Annotated in this window: 16 protein-coding genes and 1 pseudogene; 16 read left to right on the top strand and 1 reads right to left on the bottom strand. The window is 28.9% G+C overall.

Going from position 1 to position 24,762, the window contains the following annotated elements; translation table 11 throughout:
- Positions 1-223: 223 nt before the first annotated feature.
- From BM027_RS04415 to BM027_RS04380, 8 genes are all read left to right on the top strand, one after another.
- Positions 224-700: a PTS sugar transporter subunit IIA gene (locus BM027_RS04415; protein WP_090089133.1), complete on the top strand. Its 477-nt coding sequence runs from the start codon at positions 224-226 to the stop codon at positions 698-700.
- Positions 701-986: 286 nt separating this feature from the next.
- The gene (locus tag BM027_RS04410) at positions 987-1,271 is read left to right on the top strand and encodes a PTS sugar transporter subunit IIB (protein ID WP_090089132.1); all 285 of its coding nucleotides are present in this window, start codon (positions 987-989) and stop codon (positions 1,269-1,271) included.
- 111 nt (positions 1,272-1,382) lie between these two features.
- A complete protein-coding gene (locus tag BM027_RS04405; protein WP_090089130.1) occupies positions 1,383-2,648 on the top strand; it encodes a PTS galactitol transporter subunit IIC in 1,266 nt (421 codons plus the stop codon).
- Positions 2,649-2,745: 97 nt separating this feature from the next.
- Positions 2,746-4,107, top strand: coding sequence for a sn-glycerol-1-phosphate dehydrogenase (locus tag BM027_RS04400; protein WP_242943283.1), 1,362 nt, complete (start codon positions 2,746-2,748; stop codon positions 4,105-4,107).
- Between the two features lie 53 nt (positions 4,108-4,160).
- The gene (locus BM027_RS04395; RefSeq protein ID WP_090089126.1) at positions 4,161-4,961 is read left to right on the top strand and encodes an HAD-IIA family hydrolase; all 801 of its coding nucleotides are present in this window, start codon (positions 4,161-4,163) and stop codon (positions 4,959-4,961) included.
- 145 nt (positions 4,962-5,106) lie between these two features.
- Positions 5,107-6,150: a glycerol-3-phosphate dehydrogenase gene (locus BM027_RS04390; RefSeq protein WP_090089124.1), complete on the top strand. Its 1,044-nt coding sequence runs from the start codon at positions 5,107-5,109 to the stop codon at positions 6,148-6,150.
- A gap of 339 nt (positions 6,151-6,489) precedes the next feature.
- Entirely contained in the window at positions 6,490-6,882 is a 393-nt protein-coding gene (locus BM027_RS04385; RefSeq protein ID WP_090089122.1) for a (deoxy)nucleoside triphosphate pyrophosphohydrolase, read from the top strand.
- A 279-nt stretch (positions 6,883-7,161) separates the two neighbouring features.
- A complete protein-coding gene (locus BM027_RS04380; protein WP_090089120.1) occupies positions 7,162-7,794 on the top strand; it encodes a YkgJ family cysteine cluster protein in 633 nt (210 codons plus the stop codon).
- 250 nt (positions 7,795-8,044) lie between these two features.
- Here BM027_RS04380 and BM027_RS04375 read toward each other — a convergent pair whose 3' ends face one another.
- On the bottom strand, positions 8,045-11,029 hold the full coding sequence (locus BM027_RS04375; protein ID WP_090089118.1) for a DEAD/DEAH box helicase: 2,985 nt from the start codon (positions 11,027-11,029) through the stop codon (positions 8,045-8,047).
- 170 nt (positions 11,030-11,199) lie between these two features.
- Here BM027_RS04375 and BM027_RS18855 point away from each other — a divergent pair.
- The 8 genes and pseudogenes from BM027_RS18855 to BM027_RS04340 all read left to right on the top strand — a co-directional run.
- Positions 11,200-11,340: pseudogene (locus BM027_RS18855) on the top strand (DUF1016 N-terminal domain-containing protein); the annotation flags it as partial.
- A gap of 90 nt (positions 11,341-11,430) precedes the next feature.
- Positions 11,431-13,104: an AAA family ATPase gene (locus BM027_RS04370; RefSeq protein ID WP_090089116.1), complete on the top strand. Its 1,674-nt coding sequence runs from the start codon at positions 11,431-11,433 to the stop codon at positions 13,102-13,104.
- A gap of 245 nt (positions 13,105-13,349) precedes the next feature.
- Positions 13,350-14,072, top strand: coding sequence for a hypothetical protein (locus BM027_RS04365; RefSeq protein WP_090089114.1), 723 nt, complete (start codon positions 13,350-13,352; stop codon positions 14,070-14,072).
- Positions 14,073-14,093: 21 nt separating this feature from the next.
- Positions 14,094-14,669 (top strand): RQC-minor-1 family DNA-binding protein, encoded by a 576-nt coding sequence (locus tag BM027_RS04360; RefSeq protein WP_090089112.1) that lies wholly within the window; start codon positions 14,094-14,096, stop codon positions 14,667-14,669.
- A gap of 45 nt (positions 14,670-14,714) precedes the next feature.
- Positions 14,715-16,271: a tetratricopeptide repeat protein gene (locus tag BM027_RS04355; RefSeq protein ID WP_090089110.1), complete on the top strand. Its 1,557-nt coding sequence runs from the start codon at positions 14,715-14,717 to the stop codon at positions 16,269-16,271.
- Positions 16,272-16,426: 155 nt separating this feature from the next.
- The gene (locus BM027_RS04350; RefSeq protein WP_090089108.1) at positions 16,427-17,050 is read left to right on the top strand and encodes a class I SAM-dependent methyltransferase; all 624 of its coding nucleotides are present in this window, start codon (positions 16,427-16,429) and stop codon (positions 17,048-17,050) included.
- 373 nt (positions 17,051-17,423) lie between these two features.
- Complete coding sequence (locus tag BM027_RS04345; RefSeq protein ID WP_090089106.1) at positions 17,424-20,024, top strand: DEAD/DEAH box helicase family protein; 2,601 nt, start codon at positions 17,424-17,426, stop codon at positions 20,022-20,024.
- A 125-nt stretch (positions 20,025-20,149) separates the two neighbouring features.
- The gene (locus BM027_RS04340) at positions 20,150-24,505 is read left to right on the top strand and encodes an NACHT domain-containing protein (RefSeq protein WP_090089103.1); all 4,356 of its coding nucleotides are present in this window, start codon (positions 20,150-20,152) and stop codon (positions 24,503-24,505) included.
- Positions 24,506-24,762 lie beyond the last annotated feature (257 nt).

Here is a 24,762-nt window from a genome sequence, read left to right as displayed (position 1 = left end):
TTTTAAAGCATAGCCTATTTTTAAGTAATGAATTGTCAAGCTAAGTGCAACACTTGGCTTGTTTTTTTTATGCTTAATTAGTGTTGCACTTGTTATTTTCTTTAATGTGCCTTATTACTTTTTCAACATAGTTTTGGCATGATAATTGCTTTGTAATTATTATGAAGATGTAATCATGGATGAAAACGTATAAAGGGCTTTATAAAAAAAAGGAGGAAGTTTAATGACTAGAAGTATTAAAGAATTTTTAAGAAGAGATTTAGTGATAAATAACCTTGAAGCTAAATCAACTGAGGATGTCTTTAAGAAGATATCTCCCATATTGTTAGAAGCCGGATTTGTAGAAGATTCCTTTTTTAATGGACTGGTAGATAGAGAAAATAAATTTCCTACAGGTTTATTATTAGGAAAATATAATGTTGCAATACCTCATACAGATGCTATTCATGTTAAAAAGCCAGCCATAGCTATTGCAACACTAAAAAATCCTGTCAAATTTAATTGTATGGATGGAAATGGAGAGGTGGATGTCAATATAGTATTTACTATGGCTTTAAATGAACCTCACAGCCAGATACTAATGTTGCAACAATTAATGTATTTAATTCAAAATGAAAGTGTTTTAGAAAACATGCTTAAAGCAAAAGATAGCGATGAAGTATATGATATCGTTTCAAATTTTAATTATGATTGTGAGTAAATAGTAAGTAATTATCAAGATTATGAAAGAAGCTGAAATAAAAGTCAATTAGACTTTAAATAGTAAATAAATTAATTAAATTTAAAAGTTCTTGCTATTGGTACATCTTCAAGTCTTTCTTAAAATACTTAAATTAATTAGTTTTAACTAATAAGTATATTATTAGTTAAAGTATTTCTAAGGATAAATAAAAATTTCATTGGTAATGATTTTTGGGCTCGAGCGAGTCTTGAAATAACAGAACTATAATCAAGTCTATAAAATTTTATTTAAGGGGGAGTAAAAAATGGAAAAACAAAAATTAATATTAGTAGCTTGTGGTACAGGAATAGCAACCTCAACAGTTGTATGTAAAAAGGTAGAAAGCTTAATTAAAACTAATGGTATTAATGCTAGAATTATACAATGCAAGATTGCAGAAGTGGTAGGTTATGAAGATGACGCTGATCTCTTAGTAACAACTACAATTTCATCACGAGACTATAAAATGCCTGTAATTAAAGCTGTGAATTATCTAACTAACATTAATACAGATAAAGTTGACCTAGCAATTATTGAAGCTTTGAAATAAAAAAATATAGGCCAGCTTAAATGGCCTATATAAAAATATTAACTATGTATAATACATAAAATATGTGTTTATGAAAATAAATAAAAATTCATAATATAAGGAGGGCTTATAATGTTATTAAATGCAGTAAAATACATTTTAAATTTAGGACCTACAGTTATATTGCCAATAACAATTACTATCATTGGTATGATATTTGGACAAAAATTTAAAAAAGCATTTAGGTCAGGTCTTACAATTGGTATCGGCTTTGTTGGTATAAATTTGGTAATTGGATTGCTTACAACAAACCTTGGTGGAGCGGCACAGCAAATGGTAGCTAGATATGGATTACAGCTTAATATAATAGATGTAGGTTGGCCAGCAGCAGCAGCAATTACCTGGGCATCTCCTATAGCAGCAATAATGATTCCAATATGTATGTTGGTAAATTTCGTAATGTTGGCTACAAAGACAACAAATGTAGTTGATATTGATATATGGAATTATTGGCACTTTACTGCAGCTGGTGCAACTGTGTTTGTATTAACTAATGGTAATTGGTTATTTGCTATTTTAGGTGGTATTTTATATCAAATTGCTGTTCTTAAGATTGCTGATAAAACATCTCCGATGGTTGAAGAATTTTTTGGTCTTGAGGGAGTATCATTACCAACTGGTTCAGCTGCAGCTTGTGGTCTTATAGGTATTCCTATTGTTAAAGTTATAAGAAAAATCCCTGGTATTAAAAACTTAAAGGCAGATCCTGAAACAATTCAAAAAAGATTTGGTATTTTTGGAGAGCCTATGATGATGGGACTAGTTCTTGGTATTGTACTTGGAATTCTTGCTGGCTATGGTCCAGATAAAATTCTACAAATAGGTGTTTCTATGGCTGGAGTTATGTTCTTAATGCCTCGAATGGTTAGAATACTTATGGAAGGTCTAATTCCTGTTTCAGAATCAGTTAGAAAATTCTTACAGAAAAAAGACTTCGGTAAAGATAGAAATCTTACAATTGGATTAGATGCAGCAGTAGCAGTTGGACATCCAGCAGTTATTGCAACAGCACTTGTATTAGTTCCGATTACACTATTCTTGGCAGTAATATTACCAGGAAATCAGGTTTTACCATTTGGAGACTTAGCTACAATATGTTTCTATGTAGCGTTTATAGTTGGTGCAGCAAAAGGTAATATAGTTCACTCAGTTATAGCAGGTACAATAGTTATGGCATTAGTATTATTAATGGCAACAAATATTGCTAGTTTTCATACTGATATGGCAATAATGGCTAAGTTTACAATGCCAGACGGAGCATCAACTATTTCAAGCTTAGACATGGGTGGTAATTTCTTAAACTGGATAATAATTAAAGTATTTCAATTACTATCATAAAATCTGTAAAATTAAATGATTTTAGGCATATTTTATTTCATATGCCTAAAGTAAATTAAGAATGTTGATTTAATACTATAAGGAAAGGGTGATAGCTATGATGGATGTAGCAAATTTAAAAGCAGAAGAACTAATTGGAATGAATTTTGAGTGCGAATGTGGAAAAAGACATAGTGTAGAAATCAATTCTGTAAAGATAGGAAGCAACATATTAGAACAACTTCCAGAGTTCCTTAAAGAGTTTAAAAATAAAAAAATATTAATTGTGGAAGATGTTCACACATATGTTGTAGCTGGAAAAAAGGTAGAAGAAATACTAAAGAATGATTTTTCTTTAAAGAAATATGTGTTTCCACAGGAACACCTTTTACCGGATGTATATGCTCTTGGAAGAATTCTTATTGAAATAGAAGAGGATACAGCACTTATACTTGGCATAGGTTCAGGTGTTATAAATGATATCTGTAGATATGTGGCTTACAAGGTACAAGTACCTTATGCCATAGTAGGTACTGCACCATCTATGGATGGTTATGCATCTGTAGTATCTCCTTTAATCACAGATGGATTTAAAGAGTCACATAAAGCTATATATCCTTATGGAATATATGCAGACATTGAGATTATGAAGGATGCCCCAATGTATTTACTTTGTTCAGGACTTGGTGATGTATTAGGTAAATATATTGCTTTGGCAGATTGGTCAATTGCCAATCTATTAACAGGAGAATATTACTGTAAGACAATTACAGATATGGTTCAAGCAGCAGTGGATAGGTGTGTTGCAGCTGCACCTAGGATACCAGAAAGAAATGTTGAAGTTGTAAAAAATATAACAGATGCGTTAGTTTTGTCTGGAATAACTATAGGAATGGCTGGAGCTTCAAGACCTGCATCAGGTTCTGAACATCATATTGCCCATGGTTGGGAGATAATGTTCCATACAAGGAACAGTGAAGAAAAATGGGTACACGGGAATTTTGTTGGAGTAGGTACAGTGGTTATGGCCATGGTATTTGAGGCATTAAATGATATAGATATCGAAAGTGTCATGGCTGAAAGAAATTTCAGATACTATGATATGAATAAATGGACAAAAAACATTGAAAGTGTATTTGGAAAGGTTGCAGACAATGTAATTAACTATAAAAAGCATGCAATTGAATTAAATCCTGACAAGAGGCAACAAAATGCAGAAAAGATAGCAGCAAGTTGGAATGAGATTCTTCATATTGCTGATACTATAGTGCCAAGTTCTGAGCGTATTAAGAAAATATTAAAGGATGGGGGATGTGTATGGCATCCTATAGAGCTTGGAATTGACAAGAATCTATTTATTAAAACCTTCATTGCTGCAAAGGACATAAGAACACGATATGGTGTTGTGCATTTAATAGATGACCTTGGACTAACAGAAGAAATTGCTAATTTAATTGCTGACAAATTATATATGCAGTAATAAATAATGTAATTATAATACCTTGTACACGAGATATTTACGGGAGGTAAATAATGAATGAGTTAAAAGATATCAAATGTTTTTTATTAGATATGGATGGAACTTTCTACCTTGGAAATACACTTATTGATGGTGCACTAGATTTTTTAGATATTTTAAAAAGTCAGAAAAAGAAATTTATATTTTTGACAAATAACTCTTCGAAAAACAAGGCAATCTACAAGCAAAAGCTTTCAGCATTTGGTTGCTGCATTGATGAAGAACAAGTGTATACATCAGGTGAAGCTACCATATGGTATATGAAGAAAAACTGTCCAGGTAACAGGATATATCTTATTGGTACAGAACCACTTATGAAAGAATTTGAAAATGCAGGATTTACTCTTATTAAGGACAAAAATGACAATCCGGATTATGTAGTTCTTGGTTTTGACACTACATTAACATACGAAAAAATAATGATAGGGTGTGATTATATTAGGGATGGAGTACCATTTATAGCTACTCATCCGGATCTTAATTGTCCACTTGAACATAATAAATATATGCCAGATACTGGCGCTATGATAAGAATGTTTGAGGCTTCCACGGGTGTATCTCCTGTGGTTATAGGTAAGCCACATAGATATATAGTAGAGGCTATTTCTGAAAAGTATGGTCTTAAAAAGGATGATGTGGCAATTGTAGGAGACAGACTTTACACCGACATCAAAACTGGAGCAAATTCAGGGATAACTAGTATTCTTGTATTAAGTGGTGAGACATCAGAAGAGATGTACAAACAGTCTGAAATATCTGCAGATTATGTATTTTCATCAATCAAATATATTGGTGAAGAGCTGAAGCAATTTTAGAAGAGATTTATTTTATGGCTGCATGCTGGGAAAAAAGTAGAAAAAATTCATAAGAAATAGCTGAAATCTTATAAACTTTGAGAGATTAAAAGAAATTTTAAATTATCTTAATGTAAATTAATATATTCAAATTGGGGGTAATATTATGAGTATTATAACAATTATTGGAGCTGGGCAGATGGCATCTGCACTATCTTTTCCTGCAACAGAAAATAATAATAAGGTGCGACTTGTTGGTACGCCATTAGACAGAAACATCATCGATACGGCAAAGGCTACAGGCTTTCATACTACATTAAAACGTCAATTACCTAAAATAGGAATCGAGTACTATCAAATCGAGGATGTAAATAAAGCAATAGAAGGCGCTGATGTTGTTATTTGTGGAGTTAGTAGTTTTGGTGTTGATTGGTTTGCAGATAATATATTATCTATTATACCTGAAAACACTCCTATTCTTTCAATAACAAAGGGAATGGTTAATGGAGAAGACGACAAAATGATTAATTATCCACACTATTTTTTAAGTAAAGTTCCTTCTAATAAGAAACTTTCTATTAGTGCTGTAGGTGGTCCATGTACCAGTTATGAGCTTGCTGATAAAGATAATTCTGAAGTTGTATTTTGTGGAGATGACATAAACATACTTAGAATGTTTAAGAGTTTATTTGAAACATCATACTACCATATTAGCTTATCTACAGATATTGTAGGTGTTGAATGTGCAGTAGCCTTGAAGAATGCTTATGCTCTGGGTGTATCACTAGCTATTGGACTAGCTATTGGATTTGATGGTTCTGGAAAAGAGCATTATAATTCTCAGGCTGCACTTTTTGGACAAAGCTTAAAGGAAATAAAACATCTCCTTAAGTTAGCCGGTGGTGGCGAAGAAAATATTATATATTCTGGTGGTGACCTTTATGTAACTATTTTTGGTGGACGTACTCGTAAAGTAGGAACTTTATTAGGACAAGGATTTTCATTTGAGCAAACTATGAAAAAGTTAAAAGGAGTTACGCTAGAATCAATAGTGATTGCTACTCGTACAGCAAGGTATGTGCGTGGTCTAGCAAAAAGAGGGATTGTTAAGCTAAGTGATTTTCCACTTATAATTCATGTTGATGATATCATAAATTCTGGTGCTAAAGTTGATATTCCATGGAAAGCATTCGAATCAGAAAAAATATGATGGTGAAACATCATTTAATTTAGAAAGTTATAAAAGGCATTTGCAGAAATTTCTGCATGTGTCTTTTATTATATCAAAAATTATTAGGCGATGACGATAAAATGAAGATAGCAATAGATATGGTAATATTCTTTAGAACATATATTCTGAAGAATATGCAGAAATAACATGAATTCTTGGAAGCTACATGGTTAATGTGGTAATATATTAATATATAGTAAGATTAGACAAAACAAAGGGAATTTTTGATGTTAATGTGGAATTAATCAAATCATTAGAGTAGAACTATATAATTTTACTACGTTATAGTATATAATTATTGACATTGGAGGGATACCTATGAAGACAATTGAAGTAGTTGCTGCAGTAATAAAACATGATAATGAAATATTCACCACTCGTCGTGGTTATGGTGAGTTTGAAAACATGTGGGAGTTCCCAGGTGGAAAAATTGAAGCTGGAGAAACAAGAGAAGAAGCACTTATTCGTGAGATTAAAGAAGAGTTAGAGTTAGATATTGAAATAAATAACTATTTAACAACTGTTGATTATGATTATTCAAATTTTCACCTTACAATGCATTGTTTTATATGTACCATAAGTGGGGGAGAATTACATTTAAATGCTCATAATGATGCAAAGTGGACAACACTAGGGGACTTAGATAAACTTAATTGGGTTCCAGCAGATATATTAGTTGTTGAAAAACTTAAAGAAAATGAAGGAAAATAATCATGGCATTTTGGACTTGTTATTTTCTTTCATGTGCCTAAATAAACAAATAAAGAGATTGAATGTTTTATTTTGTATACGCAGATAGGCATGTCCGTTTTTATATGGACATGCCTAAATAGTTTTAAATAAAAAGTATTATCATTTAAGATTTGGAGAGTATAATAATATTATTATTTTCTTTTGGAAAGGGTGAAATATTGACGAAATCCGAAAAAATAGAAGCGGGAAAATGAGGAATATATAGGAAAAAATAATTTGAAGTTTAGGAACTATAGGATGAAATTACTATTTGATGTCGAAGGTAAAGTGAATTATGACAAAATTAATAAAAATACAACAGTTAAAGACGTATTAGATGCAGTTGATATATTTTTAAATAATAATCCTCTTGATTGTAATGAATGTGAGGAGAGTTGCTGCAAAAAATCTTGGTCAGTAGAAATGGATAATGTCTGTGTAAATAAATTAAGTAATTGGAACGATGAAGTAGCTTTAGAGTTTGTACAGAAAAATTTGGTTAAAAAGAAAAATTATTATAGAGATTTTGATCAGTATGTATTAAATAAGAAAATAGACTGTAATTTTATAACAGAAACAAACCTATGCACTATCTATGGGGATAGGCCAATAATATGTAGGCTTTATATCTGCAGTCCAAAAAGTTATAGATATAATGTGATTAGAGAGCTGATAGGAAGTACATATTTAAAAGCACTTATACATGAAGATAAAATGAGAAACAACAATTTGACAAAAAAAACTATTAATAAGTATAAAAGAAATTCAGCAGTTTTCGCTAAAGATTACAATATACTTTTGGAAGAAATATTTGATTATGCAGAAGATGAAGGTTGGCTTGATATTGATGAAAGAGAAGAACTGTACAAAGAAATAATCCTAAAACCTTAAGCAAGTTTTCTGAAAAATTGCAATGGTTTTTGAAGATGAAGTTGAAATATCTATGGGAAATAAGGAGTTTCTTAAAGAAAATAAGTAATATTGGTCAGTATAAGGCACATTCGAAAAAATAACAAGTCAGCATGCTATTCTATTTTGTGTCATGCTTCGTCAGCTTAAACTATTAGGTGAAGATATTTCCTCGCTTGACGAAAAATAGACATCACATCTTTGACTTGTTATTTTATTTCATGTGCCTAAATTATGAAATAAAGTAGTCAAAAAGATCTTCTCTAACAGGAGTATGTAACTGATATTTAATTTCTACAGCAGGTTTATCAGTTTCTTTCATTATAATAGCATTTGAAGTTCCTATAGCTTTAATTTTACCTAAGAAATAAAATTCATTTGATATTTTATCATCTTTGTGTTTTCTTACAAATAAACTCATGAAAACACCATCTTTTTCAGCATTGTACATTTGAATAACATCAGGAGAATCTATTTTTCTTGGCTGTTTAGATATTCCAATTAATTGTGAAGTTGATAAAAATCTATCTTCATATTTTATAGTATCACTAATATCTTCAGCTTTATTATAATTAATAAATACTGGATAGGTTTTTGTTTCTTTATTAAATTTATAGCCTCCAATATTAGTAGCAACCTCATTTTTTTCCCATTCTAAAAGCCTGCAAACATCCTCATATGTGTACTTTTGATATAATTGAAAGCTTGTATCCATATATCGGTGACTGAAGAATCTTTTATATCTATCTATGCCAAATTCAATTAACTCTAAAACAATATCTTTAAATTCTTGGCATTTTAAATTTTCCATAAATACATCTGAAATTCTATAATCTGAATTATATTTTTCTAAGAAAATACAATCTTTATAGGTATCCTTACCAGTTCCACTTGGAAACTCATTTGTAAGGACATTAACTACAGAGGTTTCTGTACTATTTTTAAAATCTATACCATATTCCTCTTTTAGAATTTGTTTTAACTTAAAAATTAAATCAAGCTTATTATATATTGCACACTTAATAAGTTCTAATTCATGAACTCTTTTTCCAGCAACAAGTTTTTTAGAAATAAATTCTATAAATAACTCTTGAATAGAGTCAAGTTTTATATCATATTCTTTTTCATATTTTGTTAAAAAATTATGATATGAACCTAAGCTATTATTATCAAAAATTCTTAATGGATCAATGGAGTCATATAAATCAAAATCTTTTAATTTAGGAATTCTGCCCAATTTTTGTTTTAAGTTATTATAATTTTCTTTAATTAACTTAACAGCATTAAAATTAGCATTATCAATAGATTCAAAAATACGTTTCTTAGAAATTTCATCAAAGTTTACAGTAGAGCAGCCAGGAATTATTCTATTACCTTCCATGACATATTTTCTAATGTTATCTTTATTGTAAGTTCTATCACCTGAAAGTGCTATTGGAATTAAGAAATTGTTATTATAATTTCCAACAAAATCTATAATAACTACATATTCTTTAAGAGTATATTTTCTAAGACCACGTCCTAATTGTTGTATAAAAATTATAGCTGATGCTGTAGGTCTAAGCATAACAACTTGATTAATAGCTGGTATATCTACACCTTCATTAAAAATATCAACTGTAAAAATATAATCTAAACAATTGATATTTTCATCTTCTTCTAACCGTGAAATGGCATCATCACGTTCTTCTTGACTATTTTCACCTGTTAAAGCTAAAGTTCTTAAGCCATGTTCATTAAATTTAGTTGATAATTCCTTGGCTTCTTTTTTATCACTGCAAAATATTAAGCCTTTTACTTTATCACCACAGTAGCCATAAAATTTAATTTTATCAAGGATATGATTAACTCTTTCATCAGCTACTAAATGGTTAAAATCAGTATTATCATCTAAGGGATTACCATCTATAGATATGTCCATAATTCCAAAGTAATGGAATGGACAAAGTAAATCTTCTTCCAAAGCTTGTTGAAGGCGAATTTCATAAGCTATATTATGATCAAACATTTTGAAAATATCAAAATCATCAGTTCTTTCAGGAGTAGCTGTCATCCCTAGTAAAAATTTAGGCTCAAAGTAATTCACGATTTTTTGATAGGTTGCAGCACCAGCTCTATGAACTTCATCTATAATAATGTAGTCAAATTCAGTTTTAGAAAAGCTAAATAACGTTTCATCCTTTGATAAAGTTTGTATTGTTGAAAAAAGAAAATCGTGGTTTACATTCTTTGAAGTACCAGAAAGAATGCCCATATCTTTAGTATCACCAAAGACATTTTTAAAACTATTCATGGCTTGTTTTGCAATTTGTTCTCTATGTACAATAAATAATGCTTTAACTGGATCAAAATTTCTAACATCAAAAGCAGACAAATAAGTTTTACCTGTACCAGTAGCTGAAATTAACAATGCTTTTAAAGCTCCATTTTCTCTTATGTTGTTTAAAGATTGAATTGCAGATACCTGCATTTTATTTGGCTTTAGTGTATATTGAGAAATTCTAGGTACTGTACTTTTCCTTAAGGCTTCTCTTTGTTTTAAATATATATCCTCATAAGTTTCAAGCCAATCTAAGGTTAAATCATCAGCATCTGACCACATAGCTTGAAATTCATTTAATACCTCATCAGTTAGGGAACCTTCTTCTAAAGAAGATAATTTTATGCTCCATTCTTTATTTTTAGTTAATGCTGTTTGAGTTAAATTGGAGCTGCCAACAATGAGCCTGTAATGGTCACTATGTTTAAAAATATAACCCTTGGTATGAAAATTGTTTTTAGAATATACTTTTATGCTAATATTAGAAAACTCTAAAAGCTTTTGAAGCGCTTTTGGTTCGCTAAAATTTAAATAATCAGTAGTAAGTATCTTTCCTTTAACTCCCTTAGCTTTTAAAGTTTTCAAGGTTTCTAAAAGGGGAGTTACACCACTACTTGTAATAAAAGCTACAGATAGCATAAATTCATTGCATTTTGAAAGTTCGGAGACAATATCACTTAAAACCTTGCTTCCTTTACTATAATCATTTATAAGAAGCTTAGGTCTAAGAGCTAAATTTGAATTTACTAAATTGCTTATTAATCCTGTTTCAGTGGCTTTTAAAATATCATGTGAAGTGTTAGATTGATTAATAGCGTAGTTAGTTGTATCTATTGGCTTATAATCTATGGTAGATTCTAATGTATTTTTATTATCTATTTCAGTTGAATTTTTCATACAAATCATCCTTAAAAAATTATAATTTTCTCTATTATTAAATAAATGATAAAGCTATGTATACATTTATTTAACCTCGCAATTTACTTAAAATTATAACATATATGAATAATATTTACTTGGGTAATTAAGGCAAAGGAGTATATTAGTAATAATTAAATGAGGCACGGTCTAAAATCTATGCGTCAATAAACTTTTATATGGTTGAAGCGTATTGGAACATTGGAAAATTAATTGTTGAAGCACAAGATGGAGAGGAAAAAGCTGAATATGGAGAATTTCTATTAGATATTTTTATTTTAAGTAACTGAATTATAGGATATACTATAAAAGTAGGAATAGTCAAAAGGAAAGTTGATTTTTGATTATGCTTAAAATAGACCAGAAATGGAAGTGATGATGTGAAATTTAAACCATTACCAATAGGTGTAGATGATTTTGAAAAGTTAATAACTAGAAATTATTATTATATTGATAAAACATTGCTTATAAAAGATTTGTTAGATAATAAAGCAGACGTTAACTTATTTACAAGACCAAGGAGATTTGGAAAGACCTTAAATATTAGCATGTTGCAACACTTCTTTGAAAATAGTGAAAAAGATAATTCATACCTATTTGAAGATTTAAATATAATGAAGACAGGGGAAAAATACATATCTCATATGGGCAAATATCCTGTAATAAATTTATCATTAAAATCAGCAAAGCAGCCAACTTTTGAATTAGCACTAAAGTGTATTAAAGATGAGCTTGTAGATGAATTTAGGCGTCATGATTATATTTTGAAAAGTGATAAATTAAGTAAAGAAAAAGAAGAATATGAAAGAATAGAACGTAAAGAATCGGGGCAAGAACTTTATGTAACAGCACTAAAATTTTTATCACAATGTTTAGAGAAATATCATGGTAAAAAAGTCATTATACTTATAGATGAATATGATGTGCCTCTTGAAAATGCATTTTTTGAAGGGTTTTATGATGAAATGATTGCTTTTATTAGATCACTTTTTGAATCAGCATTAAAAACAAATTCTTCTTTGGAATTTTCTGTAATAACAGGATGTCTTAGAATTTCGAAGGAAAGTATTTTTACAGGGTTAAATAATTTAGAAATTATCTCAATATTAAATAAATCTTATGATGAATATTTTGGATTTACTCAAGAAGAAGTAAGTAAAATGCTTGGAGATTATGACTTGAATGAAAAAGAAACCTTGATAAAAGAATGGTATAATGGATATATTTTTGGAGATGCTGAAGTTTATAATCCATGGAGTGCAGTAAGATTTGTAAAAGATTTAGGAGTGGATAAGAATAGATTTCCATCATCCTACTGGGCAAATACAAGTTCAAACAGCATAGTTAAAAGTCTCATAGAAAAAGCAGATACTAAAACTAAACAGGAAATAGAATTATTAATTGAAGGAAAAACAATAGAAAAACTAGTTCATGAGGATATAACCTATGATGAAATTTATGATTCCATGGATAACTTATGGAATTTTATGTTTTTCACAGGATATTTCAAAAAAGTTAGCGAGAGAATGGATGAAGAAGATAATCATTATTTAGAATTAAGTATACCAAATCGAGAAGTAAAATATATTTTTAGAACGAAAATTTTAAAGTGGTTTGAAGAAAAGGTAAAAGCAAAAGATTTAAGTAAGCTATACACTTCAATAATAAATGGAGAAGCTGAAATTTTTGAAGAAGAACTCGGAAGACTACTTATGGAAACAATAAGCTTTAATGATTCCTATGAAAATTTCTATCACGGCTTTGTAGTTGGAGCTTTAGCCAATATGCATGATTATATTGTAAAATCTAACCGAGAGGGTGGAAAAGGACGTAGTGACCTGTTTATAAAATCTGTATCTAAAAGAGGCGTGGCAATAGTCATTGAATTTAAAATAGCTAAAAAAATTGACCATTTGGAAAAAAGAGCAGAAGATGCATTAAAGCAAATTGAAGATAAAGGTTATGACATGGAGCTGAGAAGTGAAGGATATAAGAATATTATAAGATATGGGATAAGTTTTTGTGAGAAAGATTGCTATATAATAATGAAGTGATTTGTGGAAAATATAGAATTAATAGGTATAGAAATATTTAAAATGAAGTCTGCTCAGAATTTAAAGAAATATTCTTAAAGAGTAGCAATGATAAGAGTTTATGTAATATAAGCTCTTATTTTATGCTAAAATATATCTATAAAATTAGTACGTGATAGAATTCTAGAAATCATAAAAGCAGATGACAGAGAATGCGATATTGAAATTGAGCATTGCAAAGAAGAGCATACAGGAGGCTTAGATTAATGAAGTTTAAGGATATATTCAAAAGTAAATATGTTGGAATGAAACAGGAGGCAATTTCTGAACAATTTACAGATTTTGATTTAAAAATGCAAAAAGGATACAAATATCTATCCAATCAAGAATATAATAAAGTTGTTGAAATATGGATTAGTATCTGGAATGAACTGATGGATTATATGGAAAAAGATAATATAAAAACTTTTAAAATGTTTGATAAGATTTATAATGGAAGTCAATTTGTATCAAACTGGGTTAACGATTTTGAGGATTGCTTGTATAATATCCTGTCAAACTCAAAAGATATTGAAGTTTTGGATGCTTATGGGAATATTCGAATTAAATTAAATGAACAAATTCAAAACTTCACACATTTAGAGGATAAACTTACTACAGAAAATGCTAAAAGGGCAATAGCTGAGACGTATTTTTTACTTGGGAATGTTAAGAAGGGCGAAGAGCTTTTTGAAATATATTTATCTGAAGATCCTAAATGGGGTTGGGGCTGGATTGGATGGTCTGATCAATACTGGCTTTGTGAGAGAGAAAATGCAAATTATATTAAAGCTGAAGATCTACTATTAAAAGCGCTCGCTGTACCAGATTTAGATGATAGAGATTGTGCAGAAGATAGACTTCTTGAATTGTATAGCGAATCTGATCAGGATGAAAAATTAAAAAGTTTAGAGCATAGATTAAATGAGAGGAATAGTAGAAAAATATAATTGAGAAAGGGTGCTCTGGCGATGAGTAGAAAACCGAAATTACAATATGAACTAAGTGATTTGAGCGGACAGAAAGTCCCGTCAGAAGAAGAGATTAATAATATACTTCGAGCAGCAGATGAAATCATTTTTGTAGCAGGTAGAACAATGCTAGCGAAAATACTTAAAGGATCTAAAGATAAGAAATTAATAGAAAAAGAACTTAATAATTGCCCGAGTTATGGTTATTATAACCAGTTATCAATTGAAGAAATAACAAAAATCATAGACTGGATGATTGTAAACAACTATTTGGATATTGACTATAATGGACGCCTACCTATGATAATTTTTTCAGATAAAGGCTGGGAAACATATAAACCTTTTTATGTAGATGAGTTATATAATCTTGTTTTAAACGTGAATGGAACTATATGCAATGACCTTATAGAACAGTTGAAGCAAACTAATAGGCAAGTAGTTAAGCTGCTCATGTTTAAAATTGGGGAAAGCAAAAATATTGGCTTTATAAGATTTTTAACAAAATGGGAGATAGTTGAAGTAAAAAAAGTACGTTATATGATAAATGGCGCTATTTCTAAATTAAAATCTGTTTAGAATTAATGGAGGCTATAATAAATCTAAAACGAATAGGAGAAAATTATGAATTCACAAAGAGAAATATTATTAAGTTTTGAAAAAGAAAAGCTAGTAGATATTATAATTGAATTATTAGGAAAACTTCATGAATTTGAGAAAAACGAATTTATATCAAAGAATATTGATAGCCAATTAGCACTAGATAATATTAGAAATGGTGATGGTTTTGATCATTTACAAGATGTAAAAAAGTTTTGCGAAGATTGTCTTAATGGTGAATATTATATTGAATGTAGCCATGACAATTATTGGGATAATTATTGTGAAGATAGCTTTGAAAGCTCAGAATGGTCTCAAAGATTCACTGAATATTTTAATATTGCAATGATGTACTCTAGAAATAAGGAATATGATATTGCTTTTGAAGCTTTTGAATTACTCTTTAACTGTCTTTATGAAGCTGAGAGTGATGAAGAAATATTAGGAACTGAGGAACCAGATACATATATAGAAATTAATTGGTTAGATATTTTTGAACAATATTACTTGTGCATGAAAAATTCTATAACTGATAAAATAAAAATGGTAGAGAAAGCTTTAGAGGTATGGTTGAATTATGGTGAGAGATGTACGGAGGCTATTATAAATAATATAGAAGATATATATCTTATTGATAAAATTATAAGGCAGAAAGTAGAAGAAACTGATGGAGATTGGACTTTGCAGCACTTGTATTTTGAACTTTTTAAGAAATTTAATGAAAGATATAATCCTCAATTTAATAAAATTGAGTTAGCTAAAAGTTTTTTATCCTACAATGTAAATTTTTATATAGATATAGCTAAAGAATATTTTGAATTTGGGCAATTTGAAGATGCTGTAAAGGTGATTGATGAAGCTTTAGAAAAAGTGGAAGAACCTAGAATTAAATTTAACTTGAAAACTAGACTTGTAGATTGCTATGAAATATTGAATAGCTTTGAAAAAGCTTTTAATATAATAAATTCTTTGTTTAAGGGGAATCCATCCTATAAGCTTTATAATAGGGCCAGATATTTTGCAGAAAAAATTAATCAATTAAATACATTTATCAATGAAGCAATCAGTTTATTAGGATTAAAAACTACATATGATTCAGAGTCAATATTAATAAAAGTTTTATCACATGAAGGTCTAATAGAAGAGCTCTTAGATTTTATAAAAATATATAAGGGATATTCAAGGCATAATTACTTGAAATATATATCAAAAGCATTGATTTATCGTGGATTTCATGGTCAAGAAGTAAAGTTAGTTAATCTAAATGAATATATTAATAATATAGATAGTAGTAAAATAGAAGGAATTGTAGATATAGAAGTCTTTAATGAAAATGTAAGTAATAAAGATTATTATTTAAATTCAGCAGCTGATATTCTTAAAGAAATGATTGGATTTCATATTGATGCAGCAACAAGATCAAGATATGAAAGAGCAGCTTATTACTGCAGTATTGTAAAAGATATTCTCTGCTTTTTAAATAAAGAAGAGGAATTTTTAGATTATTATACTAATATCATAAAGCAAAATAGTAGGAGACCTGCCTTGAAGGATGAAATGAAAAAGAAGATTGAGCAGTAAGGTAAATTAATTCAAAAATTAAATTAATCTTGGATTTGAAGTAAACATAGTAAATGAAATGGTGAATTTTATGAAGAGAGATGAAAGAGGCGGATTTAAAGAAGGAATAGTATTAAAAAGTGTTAAGTATCTAAATTTAAAAGAGGTAGAATCTTATGAACAATAATAAAGAATATTGGAATAGTATATATAGCAATATACAAAATAAAAAACCAATTTACGATTTATGGTTAAAAAAGTTTAATGATTTATTAGAAAAACATAAATCCAGTACAATAATTGATTTGGGCTGTGGATCAGGAGGAAATTCTTTATATTTACATGAAAAAGGATATAAGGTTATTGCTTGTGATTATTCAAATGAAGCATTAAAAATTGTTAATAAACATATTTCAGACATTGAAACATTAAATATAGATATAACTAAAAAATTACATTTTGAAGATGATAGTATTGAAATTATAGTAGCTGACTTAAGTTTACATTATTTTAATGAAGCAACTACTAAAGAAATATTAACAGAAATAAAAAGAGTTTTAAAAAAAGAAGGATATCTTATTTGTAGATTAAATTCTTTAGATGATGTTAATTATGGATCAAAAGAAGGAATTGAAATAGAAAAACATTATTATTCAACAAAGGCTGGATATAAGAGATTTTTTGATAAGAAAGATATAAAGTATTTCTTTGGAGAATGGCAAATTAAACATTTAGAATTATGTAGTCTGATAAGATATGGAGCAGAGAAAAAGGCTTTTGAGGTTGTTGCTAGGAAATAGGAGGAGTATAAAACGTCTATTATGAACTTAAAAATTCATTTATACAAATAAGCCAAGGAACAAGGAAGAACTTTTAAAAGTGAGGGGATTTTGACCTAAAAAAGTTGAAAAGTATGGGGATAGCATATTAGACATAATTAATTGAGAATTGTAATAGCTCTGTTAACTTTTAATGGGGCTATTTTTCATATATTGAAATTTATGAACATTTATTCTGAACCATATATATTCTACAGAATAAATATTCTAAACCATAGATATGGTAATATTCTAAAGAATATGCGGAAATAACACATACTTTTGAAAATAACGTGGCTATTGTGGTAAAATATTACTATATAGTAACAGTAATTGTAAAACAAAGGAGAAGTTTATGAGTAATCTTAAAAAGCTTAATGATGCAGAATTAAATATAAGTGAAAAGGAAATTACTTTTAATTCACAACATCCAACTATACAAGCTAGAAGAAATGTTAGTACAGGTAATAATAATCATCTATATGAAAAACTTAGAGAAAGTATGAAAAAGGCTAAGGCTATTGATATAATAGTTTCATTTTTAATGGACTCTGGTGTTAAGCTCATTTTAAATGATTTAAAGGAAGCAATAGACAGAGGGGTTAGTATTAGAATTCTAACAGGAAGCTATTTAAATATTACATCTCCAACAGCTCTTTATATGCTTAAGGGTGAGCTTAAAGATAAAGTTGATTTAAGATTTTATAATGTACATAATAAATCCTTTCATCCTAAGTCGTATATTTTTCATAATGAAAATGATAGTGAAATTTATATAGGGTCATCTAATATTTCAAAAGGAGCTTTGACAGATTCTATTGAATGGAACTATAGATTTTTACGCTCTCAAAATCCACAAGACTTTGAGGAATTTTATAATACATTTGAAGATTTGTTTAATAATCATTCTGAAATTATTAATGATGAAGTAATGAAACAATATTCAGAGAGCTGGAGAAGACCACAGATTTATAAATATATAAATAGGGCTAAGGAAGAAAATCTTAAAGATCAAGATAATACTAATGTAAATATTAATAATAAGGAAAGTTCTATTCAAAGTGCAAATAGTGAAGAACTAAATCATAAAGATATTGAAGAAAATAATGTAACACAATTATTTGAACCTAGAGGAGCACAAGTTGAAGCACTATATTTACTTAATAAATCTAGAGAAGAAGGATTTGATAAAGCTTTAATTGTTGCTGCAACAGGTATTGGAAAAACGTATTTAGGGGCTTTTGATTCTATAGACTTTAAAAAAGTTCTGTTTGTTGCCCATAGAGAAGAAATTATTAAACAAGCAGCTAGAAGCTTTAAGAATGTTAGAAATAGTGATGATATTGGATTTTTCTACAATAATACTAAAGATACTGATAAATCAATGATGTTTGCATTAGTACAAACTTTAGGAAAAGATGACTATTTAAATGAAGCTTATTTTAAAAGAGATTATTTTGACTACATAATAATAGATGAATTCCATCATGCAGTATCAAATAATTACAGAAAGATTATAGAGTATTTCAATCCAAAGTTCTTACTTGGATTAACTGCAACACCTGAAAGACTTGATTCAAAAGATGTATTTTCACTTTGTGATTATAATACTGTTTACGAAATTAGACTTAACGATGCAATAAATAAGGGATATCTTGTTCCATTTAGATATTATGGAATTTATGATGAAACTGTAAATTATGATAATGTAGAATTTAAAAATGGAAAATACAATAACAAAGAATTAGAAGAATCCTTAATGCTAAATAGAAGAGGAGAACTCATATTAAATCACTATAGAAAATATAATTCTCAAAAGGCATTAGGTTTTTGTTCTTCAAAAAAACATGCAGAATATATGTCAAAATATTTTTGTGAAAACAAAATAGAATCTGTAGCAGTTTATAGTGGAGAAAATGGAGAGTATGCTGACAATAGAAGTGATGCTTTAAACAAATTAAATAAAGGTGAAATTAAAGTTATATTCTCTGTTGATATGTTTAATGAAGGATTAGATATACCTTCAATAGATATGGTTATGTTCCTAAGACCAACACAATCACCAACAGTATTCTTGCAACAATTAGGAAGAGGACTTAGAAAATATAATGATAAGCAATATCTAAATGTTTTAGACTTCATAGGAAATTATAAGAAAGCAGATTTTCTACCATTCTTATTAAGTGGAAAACAATATTCAAGAATTGAATCAAAAAGGGGAATCCCTAGTGAAGAAGAATATCCAGAAGATTGTAGAGTAGACTTTGATTTTAGATTAGTAGATATATTTAAGAAACTAGCTTCAAAGGAAATGAATATAAAAGATAAAGTTAAAGAAGAATTTTACAGAATTAAAGATGAATTAGGACATAGACCAAGTAGGGTAGAATTCTTTAATAATATAGATGATGAAATTTATGCAGGAGTAAAAAGTAAAAGTGCATTAAATCCATTTAATAATTATTTGGACTTTTTAAAGGAAAATGGAGAATTACTTGAAAGTGAAGAAGCTCTTTATAATAGCAGAGGCAAAGACTTTATTAATATGATTGAAACAACTGGCATGAGCAAGAGTTATAAGATTCCTATTTTACTTGCTTTTTATAATGGTGGAAATGTTAAGATGGAAATTGATGAACAGGATGTTTATAGGAGCTTTTATGAGTTTTATCATAAGGGATCTAATAAGGTGGACATGCTTAGACATAAGGGGACTGCTGATTTTGAAAGTTGGGATAAAGCTAGATATGTGAAATTGGCTAAAGATAATCCTGTTAAGTTTTTGCTTAAGAGTGAGGGGGATTTCTTTAAGGGGAAGGATGGAGCTTTGATGGCTTTGCATGAAGAAATTAGAGAGATTATTCTTGATGTTGAGTTTGTTGAACATATGAAAGATGCTATTTTGATAAGATGTGAGAAATATTATACGGAGAGAAGATTTAGTAAAGAAAAATAATAGGAAAAATAAAGATATAATGATAAAATTTGTAGTATGATAAAATGTAAGATTTTAAAGGCTATAGATGTATATTATGTCTAAAATGGGAAGTTGTAAAATATATAATCTAATGAGGTGTCAATATGAATTGGGAACATTTTCAAACATATAACGATGCGCCAACTCATGCATTTGAAGCTATGTGTAATCAATTATTTGAATTGTGGTGCAGAAGAAACTATAGTAATGATTTAAAAGCTTTTTTTGTGGTTAATGGTGCTGGTGGAGATGGTGGAGTTGAAGCATATACAGTTATGAATGATAACAGTATTATTGCTGTGCAATCTAAGTGGTTTAGAAATAGTATTGAAGATAGTCAAATTATGCAAATTAAAAACTCAGTTAAAACAGCTTTGAAAATAAGACCGTTAATAAAAAAATATATTATTTGTGTCCCTCGAGATCTATCCTCTGATAAGATGGGAAAAGGAAAGAAAATAGTTAAAAATACTGAATCTCAAAAATGGGAAAGTCTTAAAGTTGATATTCTAAAGATTTTCCCAACATTAGAAATTGAATTGTGGAATGACACTAGAATAACATCTGAGCTGCAATATGCAGAATGTGCAGGGGTTTTTAGATATTGGTTTGAAAAAACAGAAATATCACATGAAATGGTAGTTTTATCATATGAAAAACAAAAAAGCGGATGGATGAATCAAAGATATTTGCCCAATTTACATGTAAATGGCGATATCAATGAGATGGTGAATTATTTTGTAGGCGATTATAAACAAAGAAAAGAAGTTTATATAAAATTAAATGAATTTAGGTGTAATTGTGGTAATTTTCTGAATCAGCTTGAAGGATGTTTATTATTATTAGATAGTGAAGAAATTTGCAAACTAGCAGATAAAGTAAGATTCAAAGTTAATAGCATTATTTGCTGGATAGATACTGTAATCGAATCAATGCATAGCGATAAAATGTTGTGCGCTGATGGTGAAAATTTATTGTCTACATATGATTTGGATGACTTATTTGAGTATTTTGACGAAAATTTTAAATATAAAAATTCAATTCATTTTTCAGATTTAAAGAAAAGCAAAACTAAAATTATTGAAAATATTCATGATAGAAGTATTATTACAGTTATTTATCAAATGAAGCAAAATAGCTTATTAGTTTTAGGAGAACCTGGTACTGGGAAAACTCACGGAATTGCAAATGTTGTAAATTGTTTAAACACAAGGAGAAATCATGTTACGCTGTTAATACAGGCTAAATCTATACCTAGAAATGCGACATGGCATGAAATTTTGAGTAGAACGCTTGGTTTGTCAAATATCTGGAGCGAAGGAGAAATTTGGCAAGGTTTATCTGCATTATCTTTTAGAAACGAGCACAGACTTGCATTAGAAAATGTTAATTCAATTGATGATATATATATTACTCCTAAAGTTTTAATTTGCGTAGATGGAATAGATGAGTTAAGACCTTTTGATATATGGTTTGATTTAATTGGTGAAACTGAAGCTATTTGTAAACAATATACTAGAATGAAGTTTTGCTTTACAAGTAGATCACATGTTTTTAGTGGATTTTCATCTGATGATAAAGTGTTATCAAATGTATTAAGACTAGTTTTAGATGGTGATGCACCCGTTAACAAAATGTTTGATGCATATATAAAAGAATATGGAATCAAGTTAAATGATAATGAATGGTTAAAATGGTGCATTAAAACTCCACTTGCGTTAAAACTGTTCTGTGAATTATATGATCATAAAGAAATAGATGTATTAGAAAAATCTTCAGTTACTATAACAAATTTACTAGAAAAAAAAATTAAAAAGCTTGATTCAGAATTTAGGAGTTTGTATTCAAATGGATTTGATCCAAATGATCATGTTGTTAAAAAAGCTCTATTGAAGTTAACAAAATATTTTTACAAAAATAATATTATTGAAAAATATGAACTTATTAAAATGTTTTCTGAAATTGATTCATTGCAAAGTACTTCCAAGCAGATATGTAGGGATTTAATTAACTATTTAAATGACTATGGTTTATTATACTGTGTTATTACCCACTCACAATCAGTATTAGAAGAACCAAAAACATATTATGAGATTGGAATACAGCCAATTTTTGATTATCTTTATGCTCTAATTATCATAGAAAGAATTGAGGCAAGTGAGTTTAATAAGTTGCCAGATAACTTGAAAAGCAATAATGGTATACTTCAGATGACATCAATTATTCTGTTAAATGATTATGATTCACTTTTGGTTAAGTATTCTGTTTTTACTGATAATTTAGCCAATAGTGACTTATATGACTTAATTTTTTTTGCTCTATCAAGTGTTTCTCCTCTTATTACCGAAAAACATCGTTTGTTTATTAGGAGCTTATTAACTCAGGGAGCCTTTGCTGTAAAAGAAATTACAAATAAAGTTATTCTAAATGTAGCAAGAATTGAAAATCATCCATTGTCTGCTCTGTTTTTACATGAATTTTTAATGGAGTTTGAAAATGCAGGGCAAAGAGATCTTTTTTGGTCTGTTCCAAGTATATTAAAATTTTCAAAAGCTAAATGGAGTAATCAAGTAGAGTTAAATTTGCAAGATGAGGCTTATATTTTAACTTTCGAGGATAAGCATTTTGGATTACCACTTATATACGCTTGGTCGCTAACTTCTGTTGATAACCTGAAACGCACATATTATCGAAAGGAATTGTTTAAGTGGGGTATTTTATGTCCGTTTGAATTTTTAAATTTATTTCAACTTACATATCCAACAAATGATCCACAAATGAAAGAAGATTTGCTATCAATTGCTATGGGGGTTATATTTGCTATGCCTACAACACATTTGATTATTGATATTTTTGGAAAATGGGTAATAGATCAAATATTTGCAGATGGAAAAATACAAACCAATCTTGATGCAGCAATTAGGTATTATGCTCGTGCAATAGCAGAACGTGCTTATTCATGCGGATTTATTTCTATAGAACAAGTATTGATTTGTAGACCATCTTATAAATTTAGTGATGATTACATAGCAATGAACTTTAATGCTACTAAAGGAACAGTTATGTCTGGATATAGCATTATTGATTACGATTTATCTAGATATGTTCTTTGTGATCCAGTAGAACGTCAATTCTTCAGATTACCATATGGATATGATAATAGAGATAACAAATATGAATATTATAAAGAAGCTGATGATTTTTTATTAGAACATGCTCAACAGTTAAGTATAGATAGTTTGAAATGCCATCAATTTGTATTAGCTGCTTCTTATGAATATTTATTAGAAATGGGATGGAATGAAAACGAGTTTTATGGTATACCTAGTGGACAAAAGAGAGAAGTCTTAGGAGTTGATATTGCAATTAGACGTCAATATCGTTCTGCATCTCATGGATCTAAAAGCACAGTTATGTCCTTTGCAGAAAAATATGTATGGTGTGCAAAAAATGAAATTTTGGGGTACATTTCTGATAGATTACCTTTTCGCGATGATGATAATCAACATATGGTTGAAGATTATGGAGTTTTAGAAGACTTTATAATCCCTGCCCAAGAATTTGATCAATCAAACCATGAAAAATTGATAAGTGAAAAAAAATGGTATTCGCCTGAAGCGTTATCTCCAATGCTTGATGGTTTGCAAATAAATACATCAGAAAATATTATTGAATGGATAAATATAGCTCCCATTCCTAATTTTCAATTATGGATTGATATTGATAAAAAGAGTTTAACTAAAATATTAGATTATGAAAATGATCTTATTACTTTATATTCTTACAATTCCCAGACAGAGCAAAGAACAGGTGTTGAAACAATGATGTGGATTACATCAGGATTAATACCATGTGCAAAGTTCGACACATTTTTATGCGATGTAATAGATAATAAAAATGATATTGCTCATAATTTTATGGAACCTGAGCGATTCACATCATCAACAGAATCAAGTTGTTATTTGACACCAAAAGAAATTTGTTGGATGACATGGAAAAAAGATAAGTATTCAACAGTCGAAATATGTGATTCGGCAAGTTCAGATGTGATAAAATACGAAATTATAAAGGCTGTTGAAGGTACAGTATGTAATCTGGATGAATATGGAGAAGTTTATTATAAGCTCCCATCTAAATATATTAGAGATATGTTGAAAATAGTTGATGGTAATGGGTATCAGTATTATAGTAAAAATAAAAAGTTAGTCGGTGTAAGTTTTGAAGCTGGTGAAAAATATCGTGATTATCAACAAATTCTTTGCGTAGATAAAAATATTTTACAACAAGAAATTGGTTCTCAAAATATGCAAATGTTTTGGATTATACGAGTTTTAAGAGAACCATCAATTAAGTCAAAGGAAAAGTTCTCTAATTTTGGGTATAGTAGAGATTGTAACTGGATTGCATGGATGGAAAATGGAGAATTAAAATTTGAACTATTTTTAGATGAAGTTAATTAACTACCCATTAGGCTAATAATACGAAGCTGGGATTGGGGACGGCAAATAAAAATTGTTCTTTAATAATTGAACAGTACGATATTTGTAAAATATGCTAGGATTAACTGAAAGATAAATTGTAATTTGTGAGGATAATTGGGATAACGACAAATCAGAATTTATCAACTAGTTTAAAACCACTATTGCTTAAAAATTAATTCTATGATATTGTATGTAATAATTAAATAATATGATGCTTATTCTTATCCCCGGGTAAG

The sequence above is a fragment of the Clostridium uliginosum genome, from assembly GCF_900112485.1.
GTDB lineage: Bacteria > Bacillota > Clostridia > Clostridiales > Clostridiaceae > Clostridium > Clostridium uliginosum.
The sequence above is the reverse complement of the archived record's forward strand: the minus strand, read 5'-3'. Positions and strand labels throughout refer to the sequence as shown.